Below are 20,653 nucleotides of genomic sequence, written 5' to 3'. Positions count from 1 at the left end.
GTGTAAAGGTGGATTAAGAAATGAGTGAAAAGAACAAATGGACCGAAGAACAATGGGAAGCCATTACCGGAAATGACGGAAATCTACTGGTAGCTGCTGCGGCAGGTGCAGGAAAAACTGCGGTGCTGGTGGAGAGAATTATACGCAAAATCACCGATGAAAAAAATCCAGTAGATATTGACAAGCTTCTGGTGGTTACCTTTACTAACGCTGCTGCCACTGAAATGAGGGAAAGAATTGCAGAAGCCATCTCCGAAAGAGTGGAAAAGGATCCCGGTTCGGTCAATATTCAAAGGCAGCTTACGCTGTTGGGGAAAGCCAGTATTACCACCATCCATTCCTTTTGCCTGGACGTGATACGCAGCAATTTTCAGCAGATTAACATAGATCCGGGGTTTCGAATTGCTGATGAAACCGAAAGCCAGCTTATGAAGCTGGAGGCTTTAAGTGAAGTGTTTGATGAACAATACGAAATTGGAAATGCCGAATTTTTTGAGCTTTTGGAGTGCTATGGAGGTAACAGGGATGATAGAGCACTTCAGGATATGGTATTAAGTTTGTATGATTTCATTCAAAGCAGTCCATGGCCGGAAGAATGGCTGGAAAAAATGACCGAGAATTTAAACGTTCCGGATGGGACGGATTTTGGAGAAACACCCTGGGGAAAGGTGCTTTTGGATACTGTAAAGATTGAATTTGAAGGCCTGAAAAAAATGATGACCCATGCACTGGATATACTGAAATACGCTCAAGGGCTGGAAAAATACCAGGCAGTGTACATGGACGACCTTGCCAACATTGAGGCTGTTTTGAAACTATTTAATGAAAGCGGAAAAACACAATGGGACAGTATTTTTAATGCAATAAATAACATTGAGTTTGCGACACTTCCCCGTTGCGGGAAGGAAGTCGACAAGGGCAAACAGGAAATTGTAAAGAAAATTAGGGACGATGTAAAGCAGGAAATAAAAAAGTTACGGGAAAAGATAGTTATATCCGATTCGGAAGAAATCATAATTGATATGAAAAACCTGTATCCCAAAATGAAATATTTTGCAGGCTTGGTAAAACAGCTTGCCCAAAAATATGAAAAAAAGAAAAACTATAAATCTGTGGTGGATTTTAATGACCTGGAGCATTTCTGCCTGGAAATCCTTACTGAAAAAGCGGAAGATGGGAGCGTAAAACCGTCTAAAGTGGCTCTCGGCTACAAGGAACGTTTTGAAGAGATTTTGGTGGATGAATATCAGGACAGTAATCTGGTGCAGGAGAATATCATTGGAATGATATCCAGGAAGGACACAGTAAGGCCTAATGTATTTATGGTGGGAGATGTCAAGCAGAGCATTTATCGCTTCCGTCAGGCAAAACCCGAGCTGTTCCTGGAAAAGTACAATACTTATTCACCGGATAGAGGGAACCCCTATCGTAAAATTTTACTCTTTAAAAATTTCAGAAGCCGCAAGGAAGTGGTTGATGCGGTTAATTTCCTGTTTAAGCAGATTATGTCGGTAAGCGTTGGGGAACTGGATTATACCGATACTGAAGCATTGAATCCGGGAGCGGTTTTCCCTGAAAAGGACAGAGAAGATATGATTGTTGGTGGAGAAGCAGAACTTCACCTGATTCAGACAGGAGATAAAGAAGATATGACTGCCTTTGAAAATGAAAGTGAGGAAGGGCAACAAAACGGGGACGAGGATGAGACAGATGAGGAAATGCTTGACAATGTCCAGTGTGAAGCAAGACTGGTGGCCCGGAGAATACTTGAAATGATGAAACCGGATGAAGAGGGACGGCATTTTTCTGTTTTTGACAAGAACAAAAATGAATACCGCAAGCTGGAATTCCGCGATATTGTAATACTATTGAGGACTACAAGGAATTGGGCGGAGGTCTTTGTGGATGAGCTGTCTATGATGGGAATACCAGTCTTTGCCGATACCGGAACCGGTCTTTTCAAAACGGTGGAAGTGCAGGTAATGCTGTCCCTTTTGCAGATTATAGACAATCCATTACAGGACATTCCTTTGCTATCGGTGCTGCGTTCACCAATTGTAGGTTTTACCACCGATGAATTGGCGGAGTTGAGGCTTGCTGACAAAAAGGCGTTGCTGTATGAGGCAATGAAAAAGCTGGCTGAAAGCGGTCAGGGAGAAACGGCGGCTAAAGCTTTGGCATTTCTTGAAAAACTTCAGAAGTGGAGAGAAATGTCGCTGTATATGTCTACTAATCGATTGCTGTGGCACCTTTATAACGACACCGGGTACTATAGCATGGTGGGAGCCATGCCGGCAGGAGAGCAGCGTCAGGCAAACCTGAGAAAGTTATTCGAGAGGGCGCGGCAATTTGAAGAAACCAGTTATAAAGGGCTGTTCAATTTTATAAACTTTATAGACAAATTAAAAAGCAGCAGAGGTGATATGGGGAGCGCCAAAATTCTAGGAGAGAATGATAATGTGGTACGTATAATGAGTATCCACAAAAGCAAAGGGCTGGAGTTCCCTGTTGTGATTCTTGCCGGCTGTGGAAAGAAATTCAATATGCAGGATATGAATAAAAGCATACTTTTGCACCAGGACCTGGGCTTTGGCCCTGATGTAGTGGATCACAGACTGCGTCTGTCATGGCCGTCGGCAGCCAAGCAAGCTATCCGGGAAAAGATTAAAGCCGAAACCCTTTCGGAAGAAATGAGAATATTATATGTTGCCTTGACCAGAGCCCGTGAAAAGCTTATTATTACAGGAGCAGTAAAAGATGCAGGCAAGACGGTAGGGAAGTGGTTAGCCAGTGCAGAAGTTCAGGAGGAAAAGCTTCCGTCCTATGAGATGATAAAAGCTGCCAATTACCTGGACTGGATCGGTCCGGCGCTGATAAGGCACAAAAACTGCGGTGAGCTTCGGGACAGCGTAAGTATAGAAAAGGATTTCAACGGGCAGCTTTGGGATGATCCTTCGATATGGAGTATAAAAATATGGAATAAAAGTGATATGCAAAATGGCAGGGTTTCAGATGACCAGGTGGAAAGTAAATTCATCAAGTGGCTGGACAGTTTGGAAGAATCAGAAGAACCTTCAGAATATACAGAAGAAATAGTCAGAAGGTTAAGCTGGAATTATGCCTATGCAAAAGCTTCCAGGATACCTGCAAAGGTTTCGGTGACCGAACTTAAAAGACGTTATAATATAATGGTTTCTGAGGAGGCCATGGATTTTCCTGACTACCTTCCGACTTTAATAAAGAAGCCCATGTTTTTGGAAGGGAAGAAGGGCCTGAGCTATGCAGAGAAAGGTACGATACTCCACTTTGTCATGCAGCATTTGGATTACAACAGGGAAGATATTGAAGCCCAGATTGAAGAAATGGTGGCAAGGGATTTACTGACCGAGCAGCAGGCAAAAACTGTGGATACCGACAGAATCCGGCGGTTCCTGAAATCTCCTCTTGGAAAGAGAATGCTGACTTCAAAGAGTATAAACCGGGAGGTACCGTTCAATATAGAAATTCCTTGCTATGAGCTGTACAGAGAAATGGGGGACGCGGTCTGCCACGGCGAGACAATTCTTCTCCAAGGTGTTATTGACTGCTACTTTGAAGAACCGGATGGTATTGTGCTGGTAGATTATAAAACCGATTATGTATCTCCAGGCAATGTTGAAATGATTAAAGAGAGGTACAGGGTACAGATTCACTATTATGCCAGGGCTTTGGAGATGCTTTCCGGAAAGAAAGTCAAGGAGAAGTATATATACCTTTTCTGGAACGGGGAAGCTCTTAAGTTTTGATAGGAGAATATGATAAATAGAACAGTGTAAGCTGTTCTTTTTTTAAAGCAAATAGGAATAAATTTCTGCATCTTTAAGGTTTTTTATACAATATATCGTAAATTTTTATCAATTATTAAATTTAAATAAGTAATGTCCTATCTCTATACGGAAATAGTGGACTAATAAATATCAATATATAATACAAATATATAGTTTTTATAAACTGACAAGTTAGAATATTTTAATTATTTTGCAAAAGTTGAATTATTGTATCAAAATATGATACAATATATAAGGAGGGATTAACATGACTGATTATACGCAAAATTTATTTATACAAAATTTTAATGAGTATATTGACCATTATGGAATTAAACAGGCATTTATAGTTAAACGCACCGGGATAGAAAAGAATAAACTATCGCGAATTCTTAACAGTGTTCAGCCTGTTACGTATGAAGATATGCAATCTTTATCAAATGCTTTGGATAAAGATATCAAATATTTCCTCCAGGAAAAACTGGATTTATCAACCCCAGATTATAAAGACTCTGCTTCGATAGCATTCTATATGGGGGCTGTGGACGAGAACAAGGAAAAATTAGCTAACCAAGTTTTTGATTTATTGGAGCATATAGATGCAATTCTCGGAGTTCGGAGGAAATTACAAAAAGATGCTTTAGAGGTTTCGGATTATGGATTTTAAAAGATTTAAAGAAATTATTATCAAAAACAGAACCTATACCGCCAATGTAAAAGAGAGCATTAAAATCTTTAATGATAAGGTTCGATGGGACGGAAATATTCCAAAAATCATGAAAGAAATTGGAGAAAAACTGGGTGTTTTAATTTTTCAAGTTCCATTGGCCGACAAAGACTTTGGGGCTGTTTTTTTGGATACAGGCTATAGCAAGTATTTGCTTCTGAATTCAAGTCAACCAAGAAACAAAATGTATTTTTCTTTTTGCCACGATATATACCATATTCTTAATGGAGTACCGGAATATCTCAATGAAAAAAGAGAAGTACATTTTAATCAGGATTACGCTTCTAATGATAATGAATGTAAGGCAAACCTTTTTGCAGCAAATTTGCTGATGCCGGAAGTAGAGTTTAGAAAAATGTATGATCTGTATAAAGATGATAATAAGGAAATTGAAAAAATAGTCGCAAAACTGATGAACTATTTCAGTTCTCCTTTTGTTGCGGTACTAATACGTCTTTATGAATTAGAGATATTGGAAAAGGTTGAAGAGGTTAAAGGATTGCTGAAATATGAGGACAAACAAATTAAAGAGCTATTTGATTCTTTATGGTTGGACAAGGATATACTTGAACCTACTTTCAAAGATGAAATGCCTTTTTTGTTGGAAATGCTGAAAATTGAAGGAACTGATTTGGTAGAAAAACAACTGATGTCTGAGTATAATTTTAACCGGATTATTGGCGAAATAGAAAAAATATATTCTATTATAAGGAAAAAAGACTAATATGGCCAAAAAGTATCAAGTGATTCCTTTAAATTTCAGTTCCTTCGAAAGATATATGATATATAGAAAAGATGAAGTGGTTGATGCCTTTGCCAGAACACATAATTACTTGTTTTATGATACATGCTCTGTTTTGCATCATTCCAATTCGGCCAACAGTCAGATTATAATTAATTATTTGAAAAGCAAAGCTGATGTAATATTTATAACCAGGACAGTATTGATGGAATTGACGGCCAATTCCTTTGAGTTACATCAGTCTCAGATACAATATTTTAAGGAACTTAGCGATAATGGATTTAAAATTGTTCTTTTCGATGAAGAATTAGTATATGATTGTTTGAAAGAGGTATTAAATATAAGTACCGAGGAAGCCAACAGATTGTTGGGGTATGCCATTAAAGAAGTATGCAAATATAAGGGGAAGACAAGTGAAATTATTGAGAAAATGGACAAGCGTATGTCCGGCAAGCTTAAAGGTACAAATCCTGGGGATAGAGAGCTATTCACTGCTTTTTTTCAATATGCCAGAGCACATAAAAGCGAAGGGGACAGTATAGCGGAGGAATTAATACTTATTTGTATAATAGTTCTAACAAGAATTCCTATGGGACGGTATTTTTTTCTGAGCGACGATATGAGGATAAGGTCTCAGGTAATAAGTGTAAACGATTATATTTTAAAACACCATGGAAGAAAAGAGCCCTATCAATTGACAACATCTTCATTGGTATACAAAATGTATAGGGATGGGGTACTAACCAATAGAGATGATATGATTGAAATAATGAAATCGGCTTTTAAAGGAAATGTTAACGTCTTTTTTGTAGGTGAATATGACATACAACAAAGATATGAATCTTTTAAGTGTGAAGAGTTGATTGACAGACTTCTGAATGAAAAGGATTTTAAAATAATATACTGACTATATCTATAGTACTACCCACCACCGGAACTGGGTTCAATCGGATCGGGTCATTTTACCGCCGAAACCTCTGGTACTGTTTCTAATCAAACGCAGGATTACTTTGAAGCGGTATGAGAGACTTCTAAATTTTGAAGGCTTAGTTACAGAAGCTTTTTCTATTTTCTTACTGTCGCACAAGAAAATTTCGATTCCTTATGATATCGAAGCAAAATATGTGACAAATCGTCTTGTATTTTATCGGAACGCACAATTTTTTTACTAATAATTTCTTCAATAAAAAAATAAGGTTTTTATCAGCAGATAAAAACCTTGAAAAATGCCAAAATTGAAATATTAATTTGTTTTGGAATCTAAACTTTGACAGCTTTCATTTTTTCTTCAAACTGATTCTGCAATAATTTGAAAGTTTCTTCATGTCCGCCAACATCAGGATGGTAAACCTTACACAGTGCTTTATATCTCTTTTTCAGTTCTTCTTCAGTTGAGCAGCCTTCAAAAAAGTCAAAAACCTTCTGGGCCTTATTTGCCGAGGAAACGTTCTTGTTGATGATTCGCAGCGTATCTTTAATAATATCTTTTGATAATCGGCTTGCTCTTTCAATTTGAGGTATAAACTTAAGTTCAAAGATTTTAGGATTGATATTGGATTTGGATGATAGTTGCTTTGACAGTTCGTTTAAAAGGTTTACATATTCGCTGAATTTATAGGCAATGACCGGATCATGTTTAATACACATTGCTGCATCCACTTGCTGTTTTAAATCTTCAAAATCATTGATTAATTCTTCCAGGGTATTTATATATTGCTGGCACCGTTGTGCGTTTTTCCCTTCTTCAAAGGAATTATCCAGGAAATTCGGCTCAATTTCCGATAACTGCATTTGAATATAGCTATCATAATCTTGGGTGGAGAGACTTAGCATCTGTCCCCATTCACTCCACTCTGCACCGAGCGAGAGAATAATTATAGCGATTCCGATTACTAAAACTAAGAAATAGAGTACTGCGAATACGGTTTGAATAAGCGGAAACAGCTTTAAGTATGCGAAGATACCTATTCCAAATGTATTTTGCACTTTACTGGAAACAAAATATATCGAATAGCCGATAAAGCCAACACAGACTACTATGGATAAAGGCCAAGTAAAAGAGAATAGTTTTATAATTAAAAAATTGAATGCCCGCAGCAAATGCCAGAACACGCAAGCAAAAGTCGGATATTTTGATTGACATTCATCGGAAAGGTCATTATAGTCACATTTGCAAATATCATATAATTTTGAATAACCGGCATAGCTTATTTCAAACAGAATAGCTAAGATAGCATTCACAATTATGGAAATGAAAGAAAATGCTGCTAAGGCAATGCTTCCTAATAAAATAGGGATTATGAAGATTAGAGCGATGATACCGCCGAAAAAAACTAATAAACCTATTATTAAAGCAAGATTTTCAAAAAATCCACCCCAAGAGTTAATTATAATATTTAACAGAAACAATATAAAAATGGCAGCAGCGACTCCCATAAAAACCAATGTTTTTTCAAAAGCTTTCATTATCAGTTTTGAAGCTATTGAAATTAGTAATAACGGGAAAGCCAGTAGTGCCAATATATTGATTTTAAGTATTTTCAGAACGGGTGAAATATTTGATGGCATTTTATATACTCCTTCTACTCGTATTTGGCAAATTCATATTTTACTGAGCTTACATACGTATCGCCCAGTTTAATATAAAAACTTATGCGGTCACCGGAATCCTTATCTATGTAAACCAGAGTTGTACCGTCAATTTCAAAGCCTATCAACGCTGATCCCATACAATAGTCCGGTGTTCCCAGTTTTCCCTCTTTGGCATGAACAATATCACGCAAATTTGATCCTAAAGTAATACCTTTAGGTAAAACAACGTTATTGCCAGTAAAGTATACACCGGTTAGTGTTGCTTTGCTGACAGGTATAGAGGTGCTCGTCAGGTTTTGCACAATTATTGACACCCCTGGATTGTCGGAAGACGGAATTAGGTAAGTCTCTGAAGGAGATAGAGTTTTAGAATTACTGGCAAGGTTAAACGACATTACTTCCTTGATCTTGTTTAAGTCTATTATTTTGCCTTTATACTGTACTTTTCTGGAGTAGATATCTGCATTGAGAATTTCATCCGTTGGCTGGTTGTTTTTCATTGTGTTTATAAAATTCGAAGGATTGGAAACTTTTATCGGAACTTCAGCTCGGCTGTTTTTTGCGACGGAAATGGAAGTGACGGTTGTTTCTACTCGAAACATTGCAAGGCTTTGTTCGTATAAAAACGGTTTTTGGACTTCATAGGTTCCTGGTATTAAATATACAGACTTGCGATAATTGTCAGCGGCTTTGAGTTTGATATTGTGTTTTTTATTTGATGATACGTTTCTTAAAGTTATAGAGATATTAAGATCATTTCTTAGTGCTTCAGGTAATTGCTTGAACTCTTCCGGCAGCCCTTCCAGATAAAGGTCACAAACTGCGTTGTAAGAACGAACATTGATATTTTTTGAGCATCCGGTTGTTATTAATGCAAGCATAATTGTAGCTAAAGTAAAAGCAAACAATGATCTTTTTATGGCAAATCCCCCCTCACAAAAGCATAAATCTTAGCCATAAGATGTATAAATCCTTTTTTGCAATTAACATTTATATTAGCATATATTTTGCAAAACCTCAACAATAAAAGCGTATTTTGGAAGTTCATAAATATAAAGGCTTTTATTAGGCAGACAAAGGAATTGAAAAAATTCAATTCCTTTGTCCAATCAAAAGATATTTGTCCAACTTCCATTACTTGCAGAATATCAACCGTATCCGTAGTACCGGCCTCTGGAACTGCTTTGTGTCGGTTCTGGGATTCTTCCTCCGAAACCACCGGCACTGTTTCTGGTCAAGCCCAGGATTACTTTGAAGCGGTAAGAGAGGCTTCTGAATTTTGAGGGTTTTACCACTGAAACTTTTTTGATTTTTTCACCATTGCATAAATAAATTTCAATCCCTTCCTGCTGATAACGAAGCAAAATATGTGATAAATCGTTTTCGATTTTGTCAGAACGCACAATTACCTTGCAAATCCCTGCTTTTTTCAGAAACGCAGCTGACGGCATATCCTGGGGGAACACACACCAGCGGTTATCATAAGAGCCCGGAACCTTTGCTTTTCCTTTCATTCTGTTGGAATCAAGCATGAATACCGGAGGAGCATCGGGTTTTATGTGCGACTCTTCAAGTATGTAAGTACCCTCAAACAGGGCTGTTGCAATTTTATCTACTTTGACAGCCGTTTTATAGGTACGGCCGTCCACTCCGTTATAAAGGGGAACCGGACGATAACCTAAACGCGCCAATGCGAGACTTTCGTGTACTCCGATTCGATCCGGAAGATCAACAACAATCATAGTTTCTTTTTCCAGACCAGGCATCCAGTTTATTTCAGGTAATTCTATTTTTTTGAAGATTATTTCAGCCGATTGCATAAATAAAACAGGCTTAGCCCACGGTGACCACAAAGAATCATCGGGTGCCCAAATTTTATATACTTCTATATTATCCCTCAATAGTTTTTCCTCCCTTCGAAACCAATATGGGTATGTCCTTTGCTCTATCATCGATTCTTGGGTACGGGCTTATTCTTCCGTAAAAGCCCGCACTTTTTCCGTCAACTGTGAACACTCCTACACACAGGTGAAAGGTTTCACCGTTTATATCAGTCAATGGCTGGCTGGCAAACTTTCGCTGGGCTATCCAGCTGCCATGTCCCCTGTGTGCAATTTTTTCGATAATTTTTAGCTCTTTTTCAGTTATTGCCTCTCTAATGGAAATACCTTCCCCTACCCTTCCTAAAGCAGGTTTATATATCCAATCGTTATCCTGTTTTTTGATGGATTTAGGGTCTCTTGTCTCAGGCAATAGTTTTTTCCATGTGGAAACATCCACACCTAATTCATCCCAAACCAACGGTAAGCGTTTCGATTGGGTAAATATCGCAACCGGATGGTTGCAGGATGGAGTCAGGCAATCAAAATATCCCTGCCAATTTGCTCGACGGGGAAGATTTGGCAACCATTCCAGAGGAAAAAAGCGGACAATACCGTCAATAAAACCTTCCTTGCCTTCTATAATACATATGGCTTTATTGTCTTTCCATGCTATATGATCCGGTGCGGCAAAAACTGTGCCATATCCATAGGCCTGAAAATAATCGCTCAAAAACTCCATGACCTGGCGATCATCGGAATAGGACGTTGCATGAACCAATGCAATAACTCCGTTTCTTTTAACCTTTTCCGAGAATGCTTGGAAAATGCTATCGCCAACATGTCTATGAGGTTCATAGCCAGGAAAATACTGACATGCGATTTTGGGTAAAACCGATGCTTCTGCCAGACCACCGGGGACATCGCTGTTAACTTCGGATATCGCCCAACCGTCTGTAGTGGGATGGAAATCAAAACGCATCAGTCTAATATTTTGGTTTCTTTCATAGCTTGAAAGGCGAAACAAATTTTTAATGATTTTTCGTGGCAAACTCAGTTTTTTTGCCAATTCCTGTCTATGAATCAAAGCTTCTTCCATTTGCATTGTTTCTGCTGACAATTGCTCTGCCCATGTTTCCAGTTGTCTTGCGGTTTCCTGTTCCATAAGAACTGCATGTTTTGCTATGGTATTGTGGTCTCCTACCTGCGGATCCCATTTATATGCTTTGAATATTACATTGTAACGGTATTCTGAATATTGCTCATTAGGAATTGAAGCCAGTTCAATGCCATTTTTCATAGAACCACCCCGAGAAAGAATGCCGCCAAATCGTCGTAGCTGGGGTTTTCAACCAACGGATACATGGTTACGCTCATGGCAGCAAATATAAGGTAGATAATACTACAGCACAATGAACTCGATAAATATATATTGTTGGAGTTTTCCTCCAATTTGGTTTTCTGTATATAATAGCGTTCAACAATTATTGCAAGTATGGTCAATACCAAGACTGGCCATCCGACCAAGAATTCCACTATTGTACTGTAAAAAGAAGTCCAGTCCCCTGCAGATGCCCTTGCCAAAATAATTCCGCTGGCCAGGAGATAAGTACCGATACGGATTCCACAGCCAATGTCCCTGTCTATTGTAATGCGCTCAAAAGCCTGTGTAAATGAATGAATAATCCTACCAAGAAGGAACCACGTGATTAGGCCCAATCCTCCTGCAAATAAAACACACCACCAACCGGGACCATCGCCTATATTGGCACCGGAATATATTACCACCAATCCGAGAAATGATCCGCTGACTGCGAATAAAGCTGCTTTGTTGTTTAAACCCAAGACATCATCGATCCATGATATATCGAAAAAGAGAAAGACTAATTTCATGCCTAAAAATGTCCATGCATATCCCAGTAAAATGTAAAATATTATGTAGATCCTATCATTTACCACATCGAAGGAAGCCAGGAATTTAAGTGTGTATAAAATAATAAAAAATGAAACGACAGGTAAAAGTCCCACTACATACTTTATAGCCTTGTCACGTTTAGCGGGCTTTAACTCCGGCAATCTTTTATACCAATCTTTTATACTTTTTGCTGTATAATAAGCGGATAATATTAATATTAAAAATTCAGCAAGATCCATTTTTAAAATCTCCCAAAGTTAATTATTAAAATTAACGTTTTCAATTATACCAAAATATATAAGTATTTTTTCCATGTTAACATATGAAATTAAATTCTTCAATTAAAGAATACAAATTTTCTTAGAAGAAATCCAATTACTCGTCAGTATTTATTTTTGGACACTCTTTATAAGTCAGATGCTTAAAGATAAACATTGTATTGAAGACAACAAAATATTTTAATGTACTTGTTTTTATGTAATAGTTGTAATATTATTTTGGTGATGAAACTAGGGAAAGGTTGGCTTAATAACCGTATATTGTTTTGATTTGTGAATAATTTTTTGAAAGGCAAATGGTTATGAGAGCGGATTTGATAATAGCTGCTTCTGCATTGGCATTTTTATTAAGTTCATGTGCTGCTAAAGAGGTTTCAAATGTAAATGAAATTGCAACAATCCACCCGTTATCTGGTGAGGTTCAAAATTCACCGATCATGCCAGTAGATGTTCCTTCAGCAGGAGGAGATAAAGCTTACGACAGCATTATTAAAAATGGTAATCCTGACGAAATTGCAGAAAAAATTAATAATGGAGACTTGGACATCAAGGTGCCTTGAGATAAGTCTGGAATTAAAAGTGATTATGAGATGTTTACTGATAAGTCTTTGAAGTTGGATGCTGAAGTCATAGCAATTGACTTGGGCAAGGATAATTCGGAAATTAAAATGTTAAAAGTGCGAGATAGCAGTAAATATAGCGGGCAACTTATGCTTTTTAAAAAATTCAAGGGGAATGGACATTTTGTGGAAGTATTGAAGCCCCTTTTTTGAGGGAGTATGATATTCAATATGAAATTATTGAATGTGGAGATAAAAAAATGATAAAAACCACTTATTCTGCCGGGAGCGGAACAGGGTTTTCCAGAACAGAGTCTGCAATTTATTCAATTATTAATGATAAATTGGAGAAAGTGTTGGTATATTCAAACCATGAACATTTGTGGATGTCGCCGATGCAACATATATTTTACAGATACGATGGAGATATAGAAAGCTGTTGGAAAGAAGAAAACAACTATTTTATAAAAATCAATTACAAAGTTACATATACAAGCCCAAAAGTACAGGAGAATGAGGTACTGGGTGAGGAAGAAAAATATAATTTGTTTGAATATGCTCCGACAATTCTTTTTTATTGGGACGATGTAAATAAAAAATTTGCCATAGACCCGAAAAATTCAGGTATTTATAACCTTGACAATCAGCAGATAGTAAGTTTCTCATTTTCTCAGGATGAAATGGTGGAATATTTTACTGAACAGCTCAAGAAAATTGCAATGGAAAAAGATGCTTTAAAACTTGAATTGCTTAAAGGTTTTCTTGATGGATGTAAAGACTCAAAGGAAAAAGATGAAATAATTAAGATTTTAGGAAATTAAGAAGCACAAATCAGTTAATCTTGAAGAAAAGAGCAAGTTTTTTATTAAAGGGTGAAGAATTATGATTATGAAGGGAAAGGTAGGTAAAGTGCTGATTCAAAGTATAATTGTTGCAATGCTGGCGGGATGTTCAGCCGCAGAGGCTAATATAAAAACAGAACCTACCCATACTATTTATACTGATAAACAAAATGATGAGCATCAACCGTCACCGTCGAAGGGAGAGGCTGGAGACAGTATTAACTGGGATGAGTATGTAAATGATGAATTTGTGGAGAGATTGAAGTGGGAGGAAAATATATGGATTAAGGATGACGGGTTTTCAAGAAACTATGTTTGGAAAGATAATGCTTATTTCTATGAATTTACCAACAAGGATGTCACAATAAGTTTTCCTCTAATAAGTGAAGACGGTTTTTCTTCTTATACAATTAAAAAGGGAGAAAGACAGGGAGAGTTCTATTGGCAGCATACTTATTATCCTACTACTCTAAATTATTTATCACCAAAACTTGTGGATGTAACCGGCGATGGGATTGAAAACCTTTGCATAGGTATGGGTGTAGGCAGTGGAACCGGTGTCTCTGTATCTGTAATGCATGTGGTGGATTTATCTACAATGAAGGAAATACCCATCCTGGAAAATAACTTTGTCGGGGAATTTACAACGGAAGATGCTGTAATAATCAGGGACTTTCTTAAGAAAGAGAAAGAAAAACGTGAAGAGCTTAAGTTTTTGGATGATACACCTAAAACAAATTACTCTATCAGAAATATAGGGATAGAAGATAATAGCATCAAAGTTAATATCGGTATACTAAACTATGAAGAGTTTGTTAGCGGAGACCCTGTGGGCGAAGTGGAAGGCGAGTATGTTTATAACGGACAGGGATTTACTTTATGCAACCTAATATTTAAACCTTATGAGGAATAGTTAATAGGAAGAAAGTTAATGCTGAATGGATTAGTGAGGTAAATTGAAGAAGTTTGGTCATATAATAATATATTTGACATTACTGGCTCTTTTGGTGGGATGCAGCAGTGGTTCGGCAAATGAAAATGCCTATACCGGTAATATAAAACCTGAAGTATCCGAGGTCGCAACAGATAAAAAGTCTAATGGGTTGGGTATAGATTTCCTAAAGTCTGTTAGCTTTGTGACATCGAAAACGGGATTTATGTCGCTTAGAAACAGCTCGGAAGAAAACTGCCTTCTAAAGACAACAGACGGGGGCAATTCATGGGAAACGGTAAATAGAGAAAAAGACCTCTATGCTTTATGCTTTGTATCGGAAAAGATAGGATATGCCATTGAAAATATAGGTGATAATAACGAACCTAAACCGGTCCTTGTTAAAACTGTAAACGGAGGAGTGGATTAGGAGAAAATAACCTTTGTTGAAGGCAAAAACCCGGTGGAAATAGATTGCATAAATGAGAACATAGTATTTGTGGCTGCAAGCCATAGTACCAACGGTCTTTTTGGCGGTTCGAGATATGGAGATTCGGTATTTGTATCAAGGGATGGAGCAAATACATGGGAGGAGATTCAAACGCCTGAGGATTTTGGTGGTGAAGGAATGAGCTGGGTTTCGCCGGAAGAAGGATACTTAATGGGTACTGAGCAGCCGGTTACAGGTTTGCAACCAAAGATACTTTATTATACTAATGATGCAGGCAAAAATTGGAATATAATTGCAAAATCTGATCCGCTAACTGAAAAAAATACAGATGAGCACAATGCTTTGCCCTTAGTAGGGTATCCTGACGGCATTAAGTTTTTTAAGAACGGAACAGGCTATATTGGTTCAATGCGAGGTACTCTCCTGAAAACGACAGATAAAGGAAAGACATATAATCCGGTTAATTTCACTAATGAAACAGATGTTATACCTGTTCCTTGCTTTGTCAGTGAAGATGAAGGGCATGCTATAAGTGCGGACACTAAACTTGTTCATACTATAGACGGAGGAAACACTTGGGAAGAAGTTTGGCCTAAGTAAGCAGGCAATATATACAAGAGTAAATATCTTAAAGCCTTATTAAAAGAGCTTCGGGGCATCGAACACGAAGCCCTTTTAATTTTCACTTTGTTCTGCTTTACTTTAGATAAAGACCGGCAAGTTTCATCTGCTTTGTAAAGGTGATTGTAAAGATAAAGGTTTTAATCTCATATTTTGCTTTAGCTACAACAACAGCAAATTCCTCTTCGGTTGATTTGTCAGTTGCTCCACCAATACTCATTTCTTCCATTTTTTTAAAATTACCGCCTTCGTCAACGGTTTCAAATATTTTATCGAACACTTCATCGGTGAGAGCATCTTTCATTTGCACTGTACATAACGCTTTAATACCTTCCGAATCTCTGGCGTTTATAAGGCTAATTACGTTTTCTGCAGCTTTTTTAACTTCTTCTTCGTTAAAATCACCAGATAATTTTTGACTGCTGCAACCGCTGATAAATGAAAGACATAATAGAATTACGAGGGTTAAAACTCCTGTTGACTTAAATATTGACTTTTTCATTGTAAGTCCTCCTTAATATATAGTTTTTTTGAGTTATATGAATAAATAATCATAAAAACATCTATTACAACCAATGTCCCTTCAATCAATAGTATCGAATTTGGAAAAGATGATAAAATAGGAATTAAAGAATTTACAAATCCGTGAAGTACTATTGCAATGAACAGGTATAAAATCTTTCTATTCTTTTGAAATCCGTTCCAGACAATGATTGTTAAACCAACATGCAGAATAATTGCCAAAATTCTTTCTAAAACCGCCAATCCCAACTGCGAAATTGGAACATAGGATAAAGCGGGTAATAAAATTATAAGTGCTTCTGCAATGCCATGTCCCAACCCGAAAATAATTGGCTGACGAAAATCACACTTGACAGGTTTAATCAAAAACTGTTTAAATAAAAAACGAAAGCTTTCTTCAAAAATACCTGCCGACAAGGCAATTAAAATTCCAATTGTCAAAGGGTTCAATTGATAAGCAAGCATAAATTTAGTTGAGTTTTGCAACTGTTGAAGAATAGGCATTCTTAACAAAGGTTGCGATATGATAAAACAAGCTGAACCGGCCAAAAACCAAAGGAGATTCTTCAAAATTATTTTCACCACCTCATATAAATATATTTTATAATATCACTTAAACAATCCGAGCAAAAGAATATTATTAAACTTTGATGCATATTTAATAAATTTGAAGTGGTTTATTAAATGTGTCCATAAAATTTCCAAAGGGTATTCTGCTAATATTATATTTAGCAGTATGTATTTAATTTATTATTCTTGCATAAAATGATTTTAACTTTAATGTCTAATTCGGAACAAGGTATGGGAAAATATGTATAATGGGTTTAAGCGTATACAATTATAGGCTTATGGTGAAGACTAAATATTTGTTAAGTTTATGTTAGATTTTTTCATCGGTTATTGTATAACCAAAAAAATTGTGTTATTCTAGTTTTGTGCTGTTTGAAGTGGAAAAAAGATACAATTTTTCTGCTGAAAATTTTAATGACAAAAGGAATGTTGATGGAAAATGACAATTACATTAAGTTCTTTCTTGAGTGAACTGATGAGAAATCCTCCTTTAGTCATAACCACACTGTTGACATTAGGGGTTATATTGGTTAACGGTTGGACCGATGCACCTAATGCAATTGCTACTGCAATATCTACAAGGTCAATTAAGCCCAGGAATGCTATTATTATTGCATCTGTTTTTAACTTTCTCGGTGTTTTTGTAATGACTATGGTAAACAGCAGTGTGGCTGAAACCATTTATAATATGGTTGACTTTGGAGGAGATCCGGATTCAGCGCTTGTAGCACTATGTGCAGCTCTTTTTGCTATTGTACTTTGGGCAACGGCCGCCTGGTGGTTTGGAATTCCTACAAGTGAAAGCCATGCATTGATAGCGGGAATAAGCGGTGCAGCTATTGCGCTGCAAGGTGGTATCAAAGGTATAAATTTCAATGAGTGGGTTAAGGTTCTTTACGGATTGGTGCTATCCATAGCATTAGGGTTTATAATGGGATGGCTGGTTGTCAGAATAGTTGAAATCATATTTGGAAGAGTAAACAGAACTAAAACCTATTCCTTTTTTAAGAACGCTCAGATACTTGGAAGTGCCGGAATGGCTTTCATGCATGGTGCACAGGACGGACAGAAATTCATGGGTGTATTCATGTTGGGAATGTTCCTTGCAAAAGGACAAAGTGATGTTACCACCTTTCATATCCCGTCCTGGCTCATTGTCCTTTGTTCGCTTGTAATATCCTTTGGTACTTCTATAGGAGGCTATCGTATAATAAAGTCTGTAGGAATGGATATGGTAAAACTCGAAAAATATCAAGGATTTTCGGCAGATCTGGCAGGAGTTATTTGTCTGTTCATAGCATCTGCGACAGGTTTGCCTGTTAGTACAACCCATACAAAAACTACGGCGGTTATGGGAGTTGGAGCTGCAAAACGTATTTCATCCGTAAACTGGGGAATTGTAAAGGAAATGATAATGGCATGGATTTTGACTTTCCCGGGATGCGGGCTTATAGGTTTCTTGATGGCATTATTGTTTATGAGTATTTTTTAAAAACAAATTGACTGCTAAATTTAAATGAAATCATGAACCTTAAGTTAAATAAAACACAATTTTAACGAAAGAGGATTGGGAAATATGGCCAGAAAGAAAGATGAATACTATTACGACACTTTTGTGGAATTGGTTGAGTATTCTTGTAAAGCAGCAGATTTATTGAATCAAATTGTAAATAACTTTAAAGCAGACCAGCTATTGAATAAAGTAAAAGAAATGCATGAAATAGAACATGCTGCTGACGAAGCAAGACATGTTATGACAAAAAGGCTTATGAAAGAGTTTATCACACCTATTGAAAGAGAAGATATTTTGGGATTGGCAAATTCCATTGATAATCTTACCGATGCAATTGAAGATGTTGTGTTACGTATGTATATGTTCAATATTACGCATATCCGACCCTATGCTGTAAAGATGACTTCCGTTATTGTAAAATGCTGCAATTCGTTAAAGTTGGCATTGACTGAATTCCATAATTTCAGAAAATCCAAAACATTGCATGAATTGATTGTTGATGTAAATAAGCTTGAAGAAGACGGAGACAAACTTTATTCTGAAGCTATAAGAGATTTATATGTTAATTGTAATGATTTTAAAGAAGTATCAGCATGGCAATCTACATTCCACTTCCTAGAGAAATGCTGTGATGCTTGTGAAGATGTTTCAAATGCGATAGAGGAAATCGTTATGAAAAATTCGTGATGTGTGTTCTGAATTGTGCTTATTATATACTTAAGTATCTGGATTATTGTATAGTGTTATAAAATTGGGTTTAATAATTGATTCGCTTATTGCAACAGAAAAGCTCATTAATAATAATTTTAAAAAAGTTTCATATGTATGGAAGCTTTCGGGCTTCCATTATTGAATTTTATTAACTGTTTAGGTCAATAGAAAAACTTGCACTTTTTTATAATGTCCTTACAAGTTGCTTTATAAAATCTTTAATTGGTATAATTTATTTAAAGCAAAAGTAAAATTATGATGTGAGCAAGGATTTAATGGCGGGGGAGAGGATTTAAACAAGATGGAAATATTAAAGGCTATAATTATTGGTATTATTGAAGGTATAACCGAATGGCTGCCCATTAGCAGCACAGGACATATGATATTGGCTGATGAATTTATAAAGCTTAATATGTCCGATGAATTTAAGGAGATGTTTCTGGTTGTAATTCAGCTTGGCGCTATTTTGGCAGTAGTTTTGCTGTATTGGAAAAAGTTATTTCCAGTATCCTTCGATAAAAAGCTTGAAATAAAGCAGGATACCGTTTCTTTGTGGATGAAGGTATTGGTTGCAGTTTTACCGGCAGCAATTATAGGAGTGCCCTTTGAGGATAAAATAGATGAACTGTTTTATAATTATAAAGTAGTTATTGCAACATTAATTATTTATGGTGTTTTGTTTATACTTATAGAAAACCGAAATAAAAATAAAAAATCTTTAATTAACAACTTTGGTCAGCTAAGTTACAAGACAGCGTTAATAATAGGAATTTTTCAGGTGTTATCCCTGATTCCGGGTACATCCCGTTCCGGAGCAACTATTTTGGGTGCAATTTTGATTGGTTGTTCAAGGGAAATAGCCGCAGAATTTTCTTTCTTCTTGGCATTACCGGTTATGTTCGGTGCCAGCTTTGTTAAAATTCTGAAGTTTGGATTCGTTTTTTCAGGTCAGGAGATTGCTGTCCTTGCTACCGGTATGATTGTTGCTTTTGTGGTATCTATTTTAGCGATAAAGTTTCTTGTGGGATATATTAAGAGAAATGATTTTAAAGCCTTTGGATATTACAGAATAGTCCTTGGCTTGATTTTAGCTTTTTATTTTGCCGTTTTAAGATAAAAAGGTTTGTATTTTGAAAAGTTTGATTAAAATAGTCATTAATCGTTGGATTAATGCCGTTTTTTAAAATTTTAAAACGTTTTTTGAAATTTATTAATTGTATTCAGTTAAATATACCATGGTGAAGTTTAATTTTTTACGGGTGAAAGCTTTGAGAAAAAATGTTATAATTCTTTAAAAGATATAGAGAATAATAAAAAATATAGAAACAGGAGGGACAATTTATGAAGAGTTTAAAAGGAACTAAAACAGCGGAAAATCTATTAAAGGCTTTTGCAGGAGAATCTCAGGCACGTAATCGTTATACTTTTTATGCTTCTGTTGCTGATAAAGAAGGATTTAAACAAATAAAGAATATCTTCATTGAAACAGCTGACAATGAAAAGGAACATGCAAAGAGATTTTACAAATTACTTGTAGCTGGTTTGGACGGTGAACTTCCTACTGCTATAGGAATAACTGCAGACTTTCCCGTTGCACTAGGGACAACCCTTGAGAATTTGAAAGCGGCAGCAGCTGGAGAAAATGAAGAGTGGACAGACCTTTATCCTGAGTTTGCGAAAGTGGCAGATGAAGAAGGATTCCCGGAAATTGCCACAACTTTTAGAATGATAGCTAAGGTTGAAAAACACCATGAAGAAAGATACAAAAAGTTGGCCGATAATGTAGCAAACGGTTTGGTCTTTAAGAAGAACGAAAAAGTTGTATGGAAATGTGGAAACTGCGGATATATTCATGAAGGAAATGAAGCACCGGAGAAATGTCCCGCATGTGCTCATCCTCAATCCTATTTTGAATTGAATACCGAACCGTATTAATTCTTGCAGTAAATATTTTTACTAGTATATATCCGAGGTTATATATACCGGTTAAAAAATAGATATAAAGATTAAAATTAAGATTAATACGCCGATGAGAATTAAATGTTTCTCATC

The 20,653-nt window shown here is 36.5% G+C and carries 21 protein-coding genes; 14 read left to right on the top strand and 7 right to left on the bottom strand.

Annotated features, from left to right (window positions below):
* Positions 1 to 20: 20 nt before the first annotated feature.
* The 4 genes from addA (at position 21) to CLOCL_RS16550 (ending at position 6,182) form a co-directional block, all read left to right on the top strand.
* The gene (gene addA / locus CLOCL_RS16565; RefSeq protein ID WP_014256412.1) at positions 21 to 3,785 is read left to right on the top strand and encodes a helicase-exonuclease AddAB subunit AddA; all 3,765 of its coding nucleotides are present in this window, start codon (positions 21 to 23) and stop codon (positions 3,783 to 3,785) included.
* A gap of 289 nt (positions 3,786 to 4,074) precedes the next feature.
* Positions 4,075 to 4,473, top strand: a complete 399-nt coding sequence (locus tag CLOCL_RS16560) for a helix-turn-helix domain-containing protein (protein ID WP_014256411.1) — start codon at positions 4,075 to 4,077, stop codon at positions 4,471 to 4,473.
* Positions 4,463 to 5,257 carry an ImmA/IrrE family metallo-endopeptidase gene (locus CLOCL_RS16555; RefSeq protein WP_014256410.1) on the top strand — a complete coding sequence of 265 codons (795 nt, stop codon included), beginning with the start codon at positions 4,463 to 4,465 and terminating at the stop codon, positions 5,255 to 5,257. The genes CLOCL_RS16560 and CLOCL_RS16555 overlap by 11 nt, the downstream gene beginning before the upstream one ends.
* A 1-nt stretch (position 5,258) precedes the next feature.
* Positions 5,259 to 6,182, top strand: coding sequence for a hypothetical protein (locus CLOCL_RS16550; protein ID WP_014256409.1), 924 nt, complete (start codon positions 5,259 to 5,261; stop codon positions 6,180 to 6,182).
* A 353-nt stretch (positions 6,183 to 6,535) separates the two neighbouring features.
* Here the strand turns inward: CLOCL_RS16550 and CLOCL_RS16545 are convergent, their stop codons facing one another.
* The 5 genes from CLOCL_RS16545 to CLOCL_RS16520 form a co-directional block, all read right to left on the bottom strand.
* Positions 6,536 to 7,741, bottom strand: coding sequence for a J domain-containing protein (locus CLOCL_RS16545; RefSeq protein WP_148263798.1), 1,206 nt, complete (start codon positions 7,739 to 7,741; stop codon positions 6,536 to 6,538).
* Positions 7,742 to 7,857: 116 nt separating this feature from the next.
* Positions 7,858 to 8,748, bottom strand: a complete 891-nt coding sequence (locus tag CLOCL_RS16540) for a hypothetical protein (protein ID WP_014256407.1) — start codon at positions 8,746 to 8,748, stop codon at positions 7,858 to 7,860.
* Positions 8,749 to 9,015: 267 nt separating this feature from the next.
* The gene (locus CLOCL_RS16530) at positions 9,016 to 9,768 is read right to left on the bottom strand and encodes a hypothetical protein (protein ID WP_014256406.1); all 753 of its coding nucleotides are present in this window, start codon (positions 9,766 to 9,768) and stop codon (positions 9,016 to 9,018) included.
* A complete protein-coding gene (locus CLOCL_RS16525) occupies positions 9,758 to 10,987 on the bottom strand; it encodes a glutathionylspermidine synthase family protein (RefSeq protein ID WP_014256405.1) in 1,230 nt (409 codons plus the stop codon). Before CLOCL_RS16525 ends, CLOCL_RS16530 begins: the two co-directional genes overlap by 11 nt.
* Complete coding sequence (locus CLOCL_RS16520; protein ID WP_014256404.1) at positions 10,984 to 11,841, bottom strand: hypothetical protein; 858 nt, start codon at positions 11,839 to 11,841, stop codon at positions 10,984 to 10,986. Before CLOCL_RS16520 ends, CLOCL_RS16525 begins: the two co-directional genes overlap by 4 nt.
* Positions 11,842 to 12,182: 341 nt before the next feature.
* On the opposite strand from CLOCL_RS16520, the gene CLOCL_RS16515 reads away from it, so the two are divergent.
* From CLOCL_RS16515 to CLOCL_RS16490, 6 genes are all read left to right on the top strand, one after another.
* Positions 12,183 to 12,440, top strand: a complete 258-nt coding sequence (locus CLOCL_RS16515) for a hypothetical protein (RefSeq protein WP_014256403.1) — start codon at positions 12,183 to 12,185, stop codon at positions 12,438 to 12,440.
* A gap of 30 nt (positions 12,441 to 12,470) precedes the next feature.
* Positions 12,471 to 12,653 (top strand): hypothetical protein, encoded by a 183-nt coding sequence (locus tag CLOCL_RS16510; RefSeq protein ID WP_027621979.1) that lies wholly within the window; start codon positions 12,471 to 12,473, stop codon positions 12,651 to 12,653.
* Between the two features lie 47 nt (positions 12,654 to 12,700).
* On the top strand, positions 12,701 to 13,261 hold the full coding sequence (locus tag CLOCL_RS16505; RefSeq protein ID WP_014256402.1) for a hypothetical protein: 561 nt from the start codon (positions 12,701 to 12,703) through the stop codon (positions 13,259 to 13,261).
* A 61-nt stretch (positions 13,262 to 13,322) separates the two neighbouring features.
* A complete protein-coding gene (locus CLOCL_RS16500; RefSeq protein ID WP_014256401.1) occupies positions 13,323 to 14,195 on the top strand; it encodes a hypothetical protein in 873 nt (290 codons plus the stop codon).
* 43 nt (positions 14,196 to 14,238) lie between these two features.
* Positions 14,239 to 14,643, top strand: coding sequence for a beta propeller repeat protein (locus tag CLOCL_RS16495; protein ID WP_027621977.1), 405 nt, complete (start codon positions 14,239 to 14,241; stop codon positions 14,641 to 14,643).
* Between the two features lie 33 nt (positions 14,644 to 14,676).
* Entirely contained in the window at positions 14,677 to 15,264 is a 588-nt protein-coding gene (locus tag CLOCL_RS16490) for a YCF48-related protein (RefSeq protein WP_027621976.1), read from the top strand.
* 97 nt (positions 15,265 to 15,361) lie between these two features.
* Here CLOCL_RS16490 and CLOCL_RS16485 read toward each other — a convergent pair whose 3' ends face one another.
* Both CLOCL_RS16485 and CLOCL_RS16480 read right to left on the bottom strand, forming a co-directional pair.
* On the bottom strand, positions 15,362 to 15,787 hold the full coding sequence (locus tag CLOCL_RS16485; RefSeq protein ID WP_014256400.1) for a DUF3887 domain-containing protein: 426 nt from the start codon (positions 15,785 to 15,787) through the stop codon (positions 15,362 to 15,364).
* Positions 15,784 to 16,377 carry a YhfC family glutamic-type intramembrane protease gene (locus tag CLOCL_RS16480; RefSeq protein WP_144687007.1) on the bottom strand — a complete coding sequence of 198 codons (594 nt, stop codon included), beginning with the start codon at positions 16,375 to 16,377 and terminating at the stop codon, positions 15,784 to 15,786. Before CLOCL_RS16480 ends, CLOCL_RS16485 begins: the two co-directional genes overlap by 4 nt.
* Positions 16,378 to 16,816: 439 nt before the next feature.
* On the opposite strand from CLOCL_RS16480, the gene CLOCL_RS16475 reads away from it, so the two are divergent.
* The 4 genes from CLOCL_RS16475 (at position 16,817) to rbr (ending at position 20,536) form a co-directional block, all read left to right on the top strand.
* Positions 16,817 to 17,869: an inorganic phosphate transporter gene (locus CLOCL_RS16475; RefSeq protein WP_014256398.1), complete on the top strand. Its 1,053-nt coding sequence runs from the start codon at positions 16,817 to 16,819 to the stop codon at positions 17,867 to 17,869.
* Between the two features lie 84 nt (positions 17,870 to 17,953).
* A complete protein-coding gene (locus CLOCL_RS16470; protein ID WP_014256397.1) occupies positions 17,954 to 18,577 on the top strand; it encodes a DUF47 domain-containing protein in 624 nt (207 codons plus the stop codon).
* 325 nt (positions 18,578 to 18,902) lie between these two features.
* Positions 18,903 to 19,718 carry an undecaprenyl-diphosphate phosphatase gene (locus tag CLOCL_RS16465; RefSeq protein WP_014256396.1) on the top strand — a complete coding sequence of 272 codons (816 nt, stop codon included), beginning with the start codon at positions 18,903 to 18,905 and terminating at the stop codon, positions 19,716 to 19,718.
* A gap of 224 nt (positions 19,719 to 19,942) precedes the next feature.
* Positions 19,943 to 20,536 (top strand): rubrerythrin, encoded by a 594-nt coding sequence (rbr, locus tag CLOCL_RS16460; protein ID WP_014256395.1) that lies wholly within the window; start codon positions 19,943 to 19,945, stop codon positions 20,534 to 20,536.
* The last annotated feature ends 117 nt before the right edge of the window (positions 20,537 to 20,653 follow it).

This window comes from Acetivibrio clariflavus DSM 19732 (assembly GCF_000237085.1).
GTDB classification, from domain to species: domain Bacteria; phylum Bacillota; class Clostridia; order Acetivibrionales; family Acetivibrionaceae; genus Acetivibrio; species Acetivibrio clariflavus.
The sequence above is the reverse complement of the archived record's forward strand: the minus strand, read 5'-3'. Positions and strand labels throughout refer to the sequence as shown.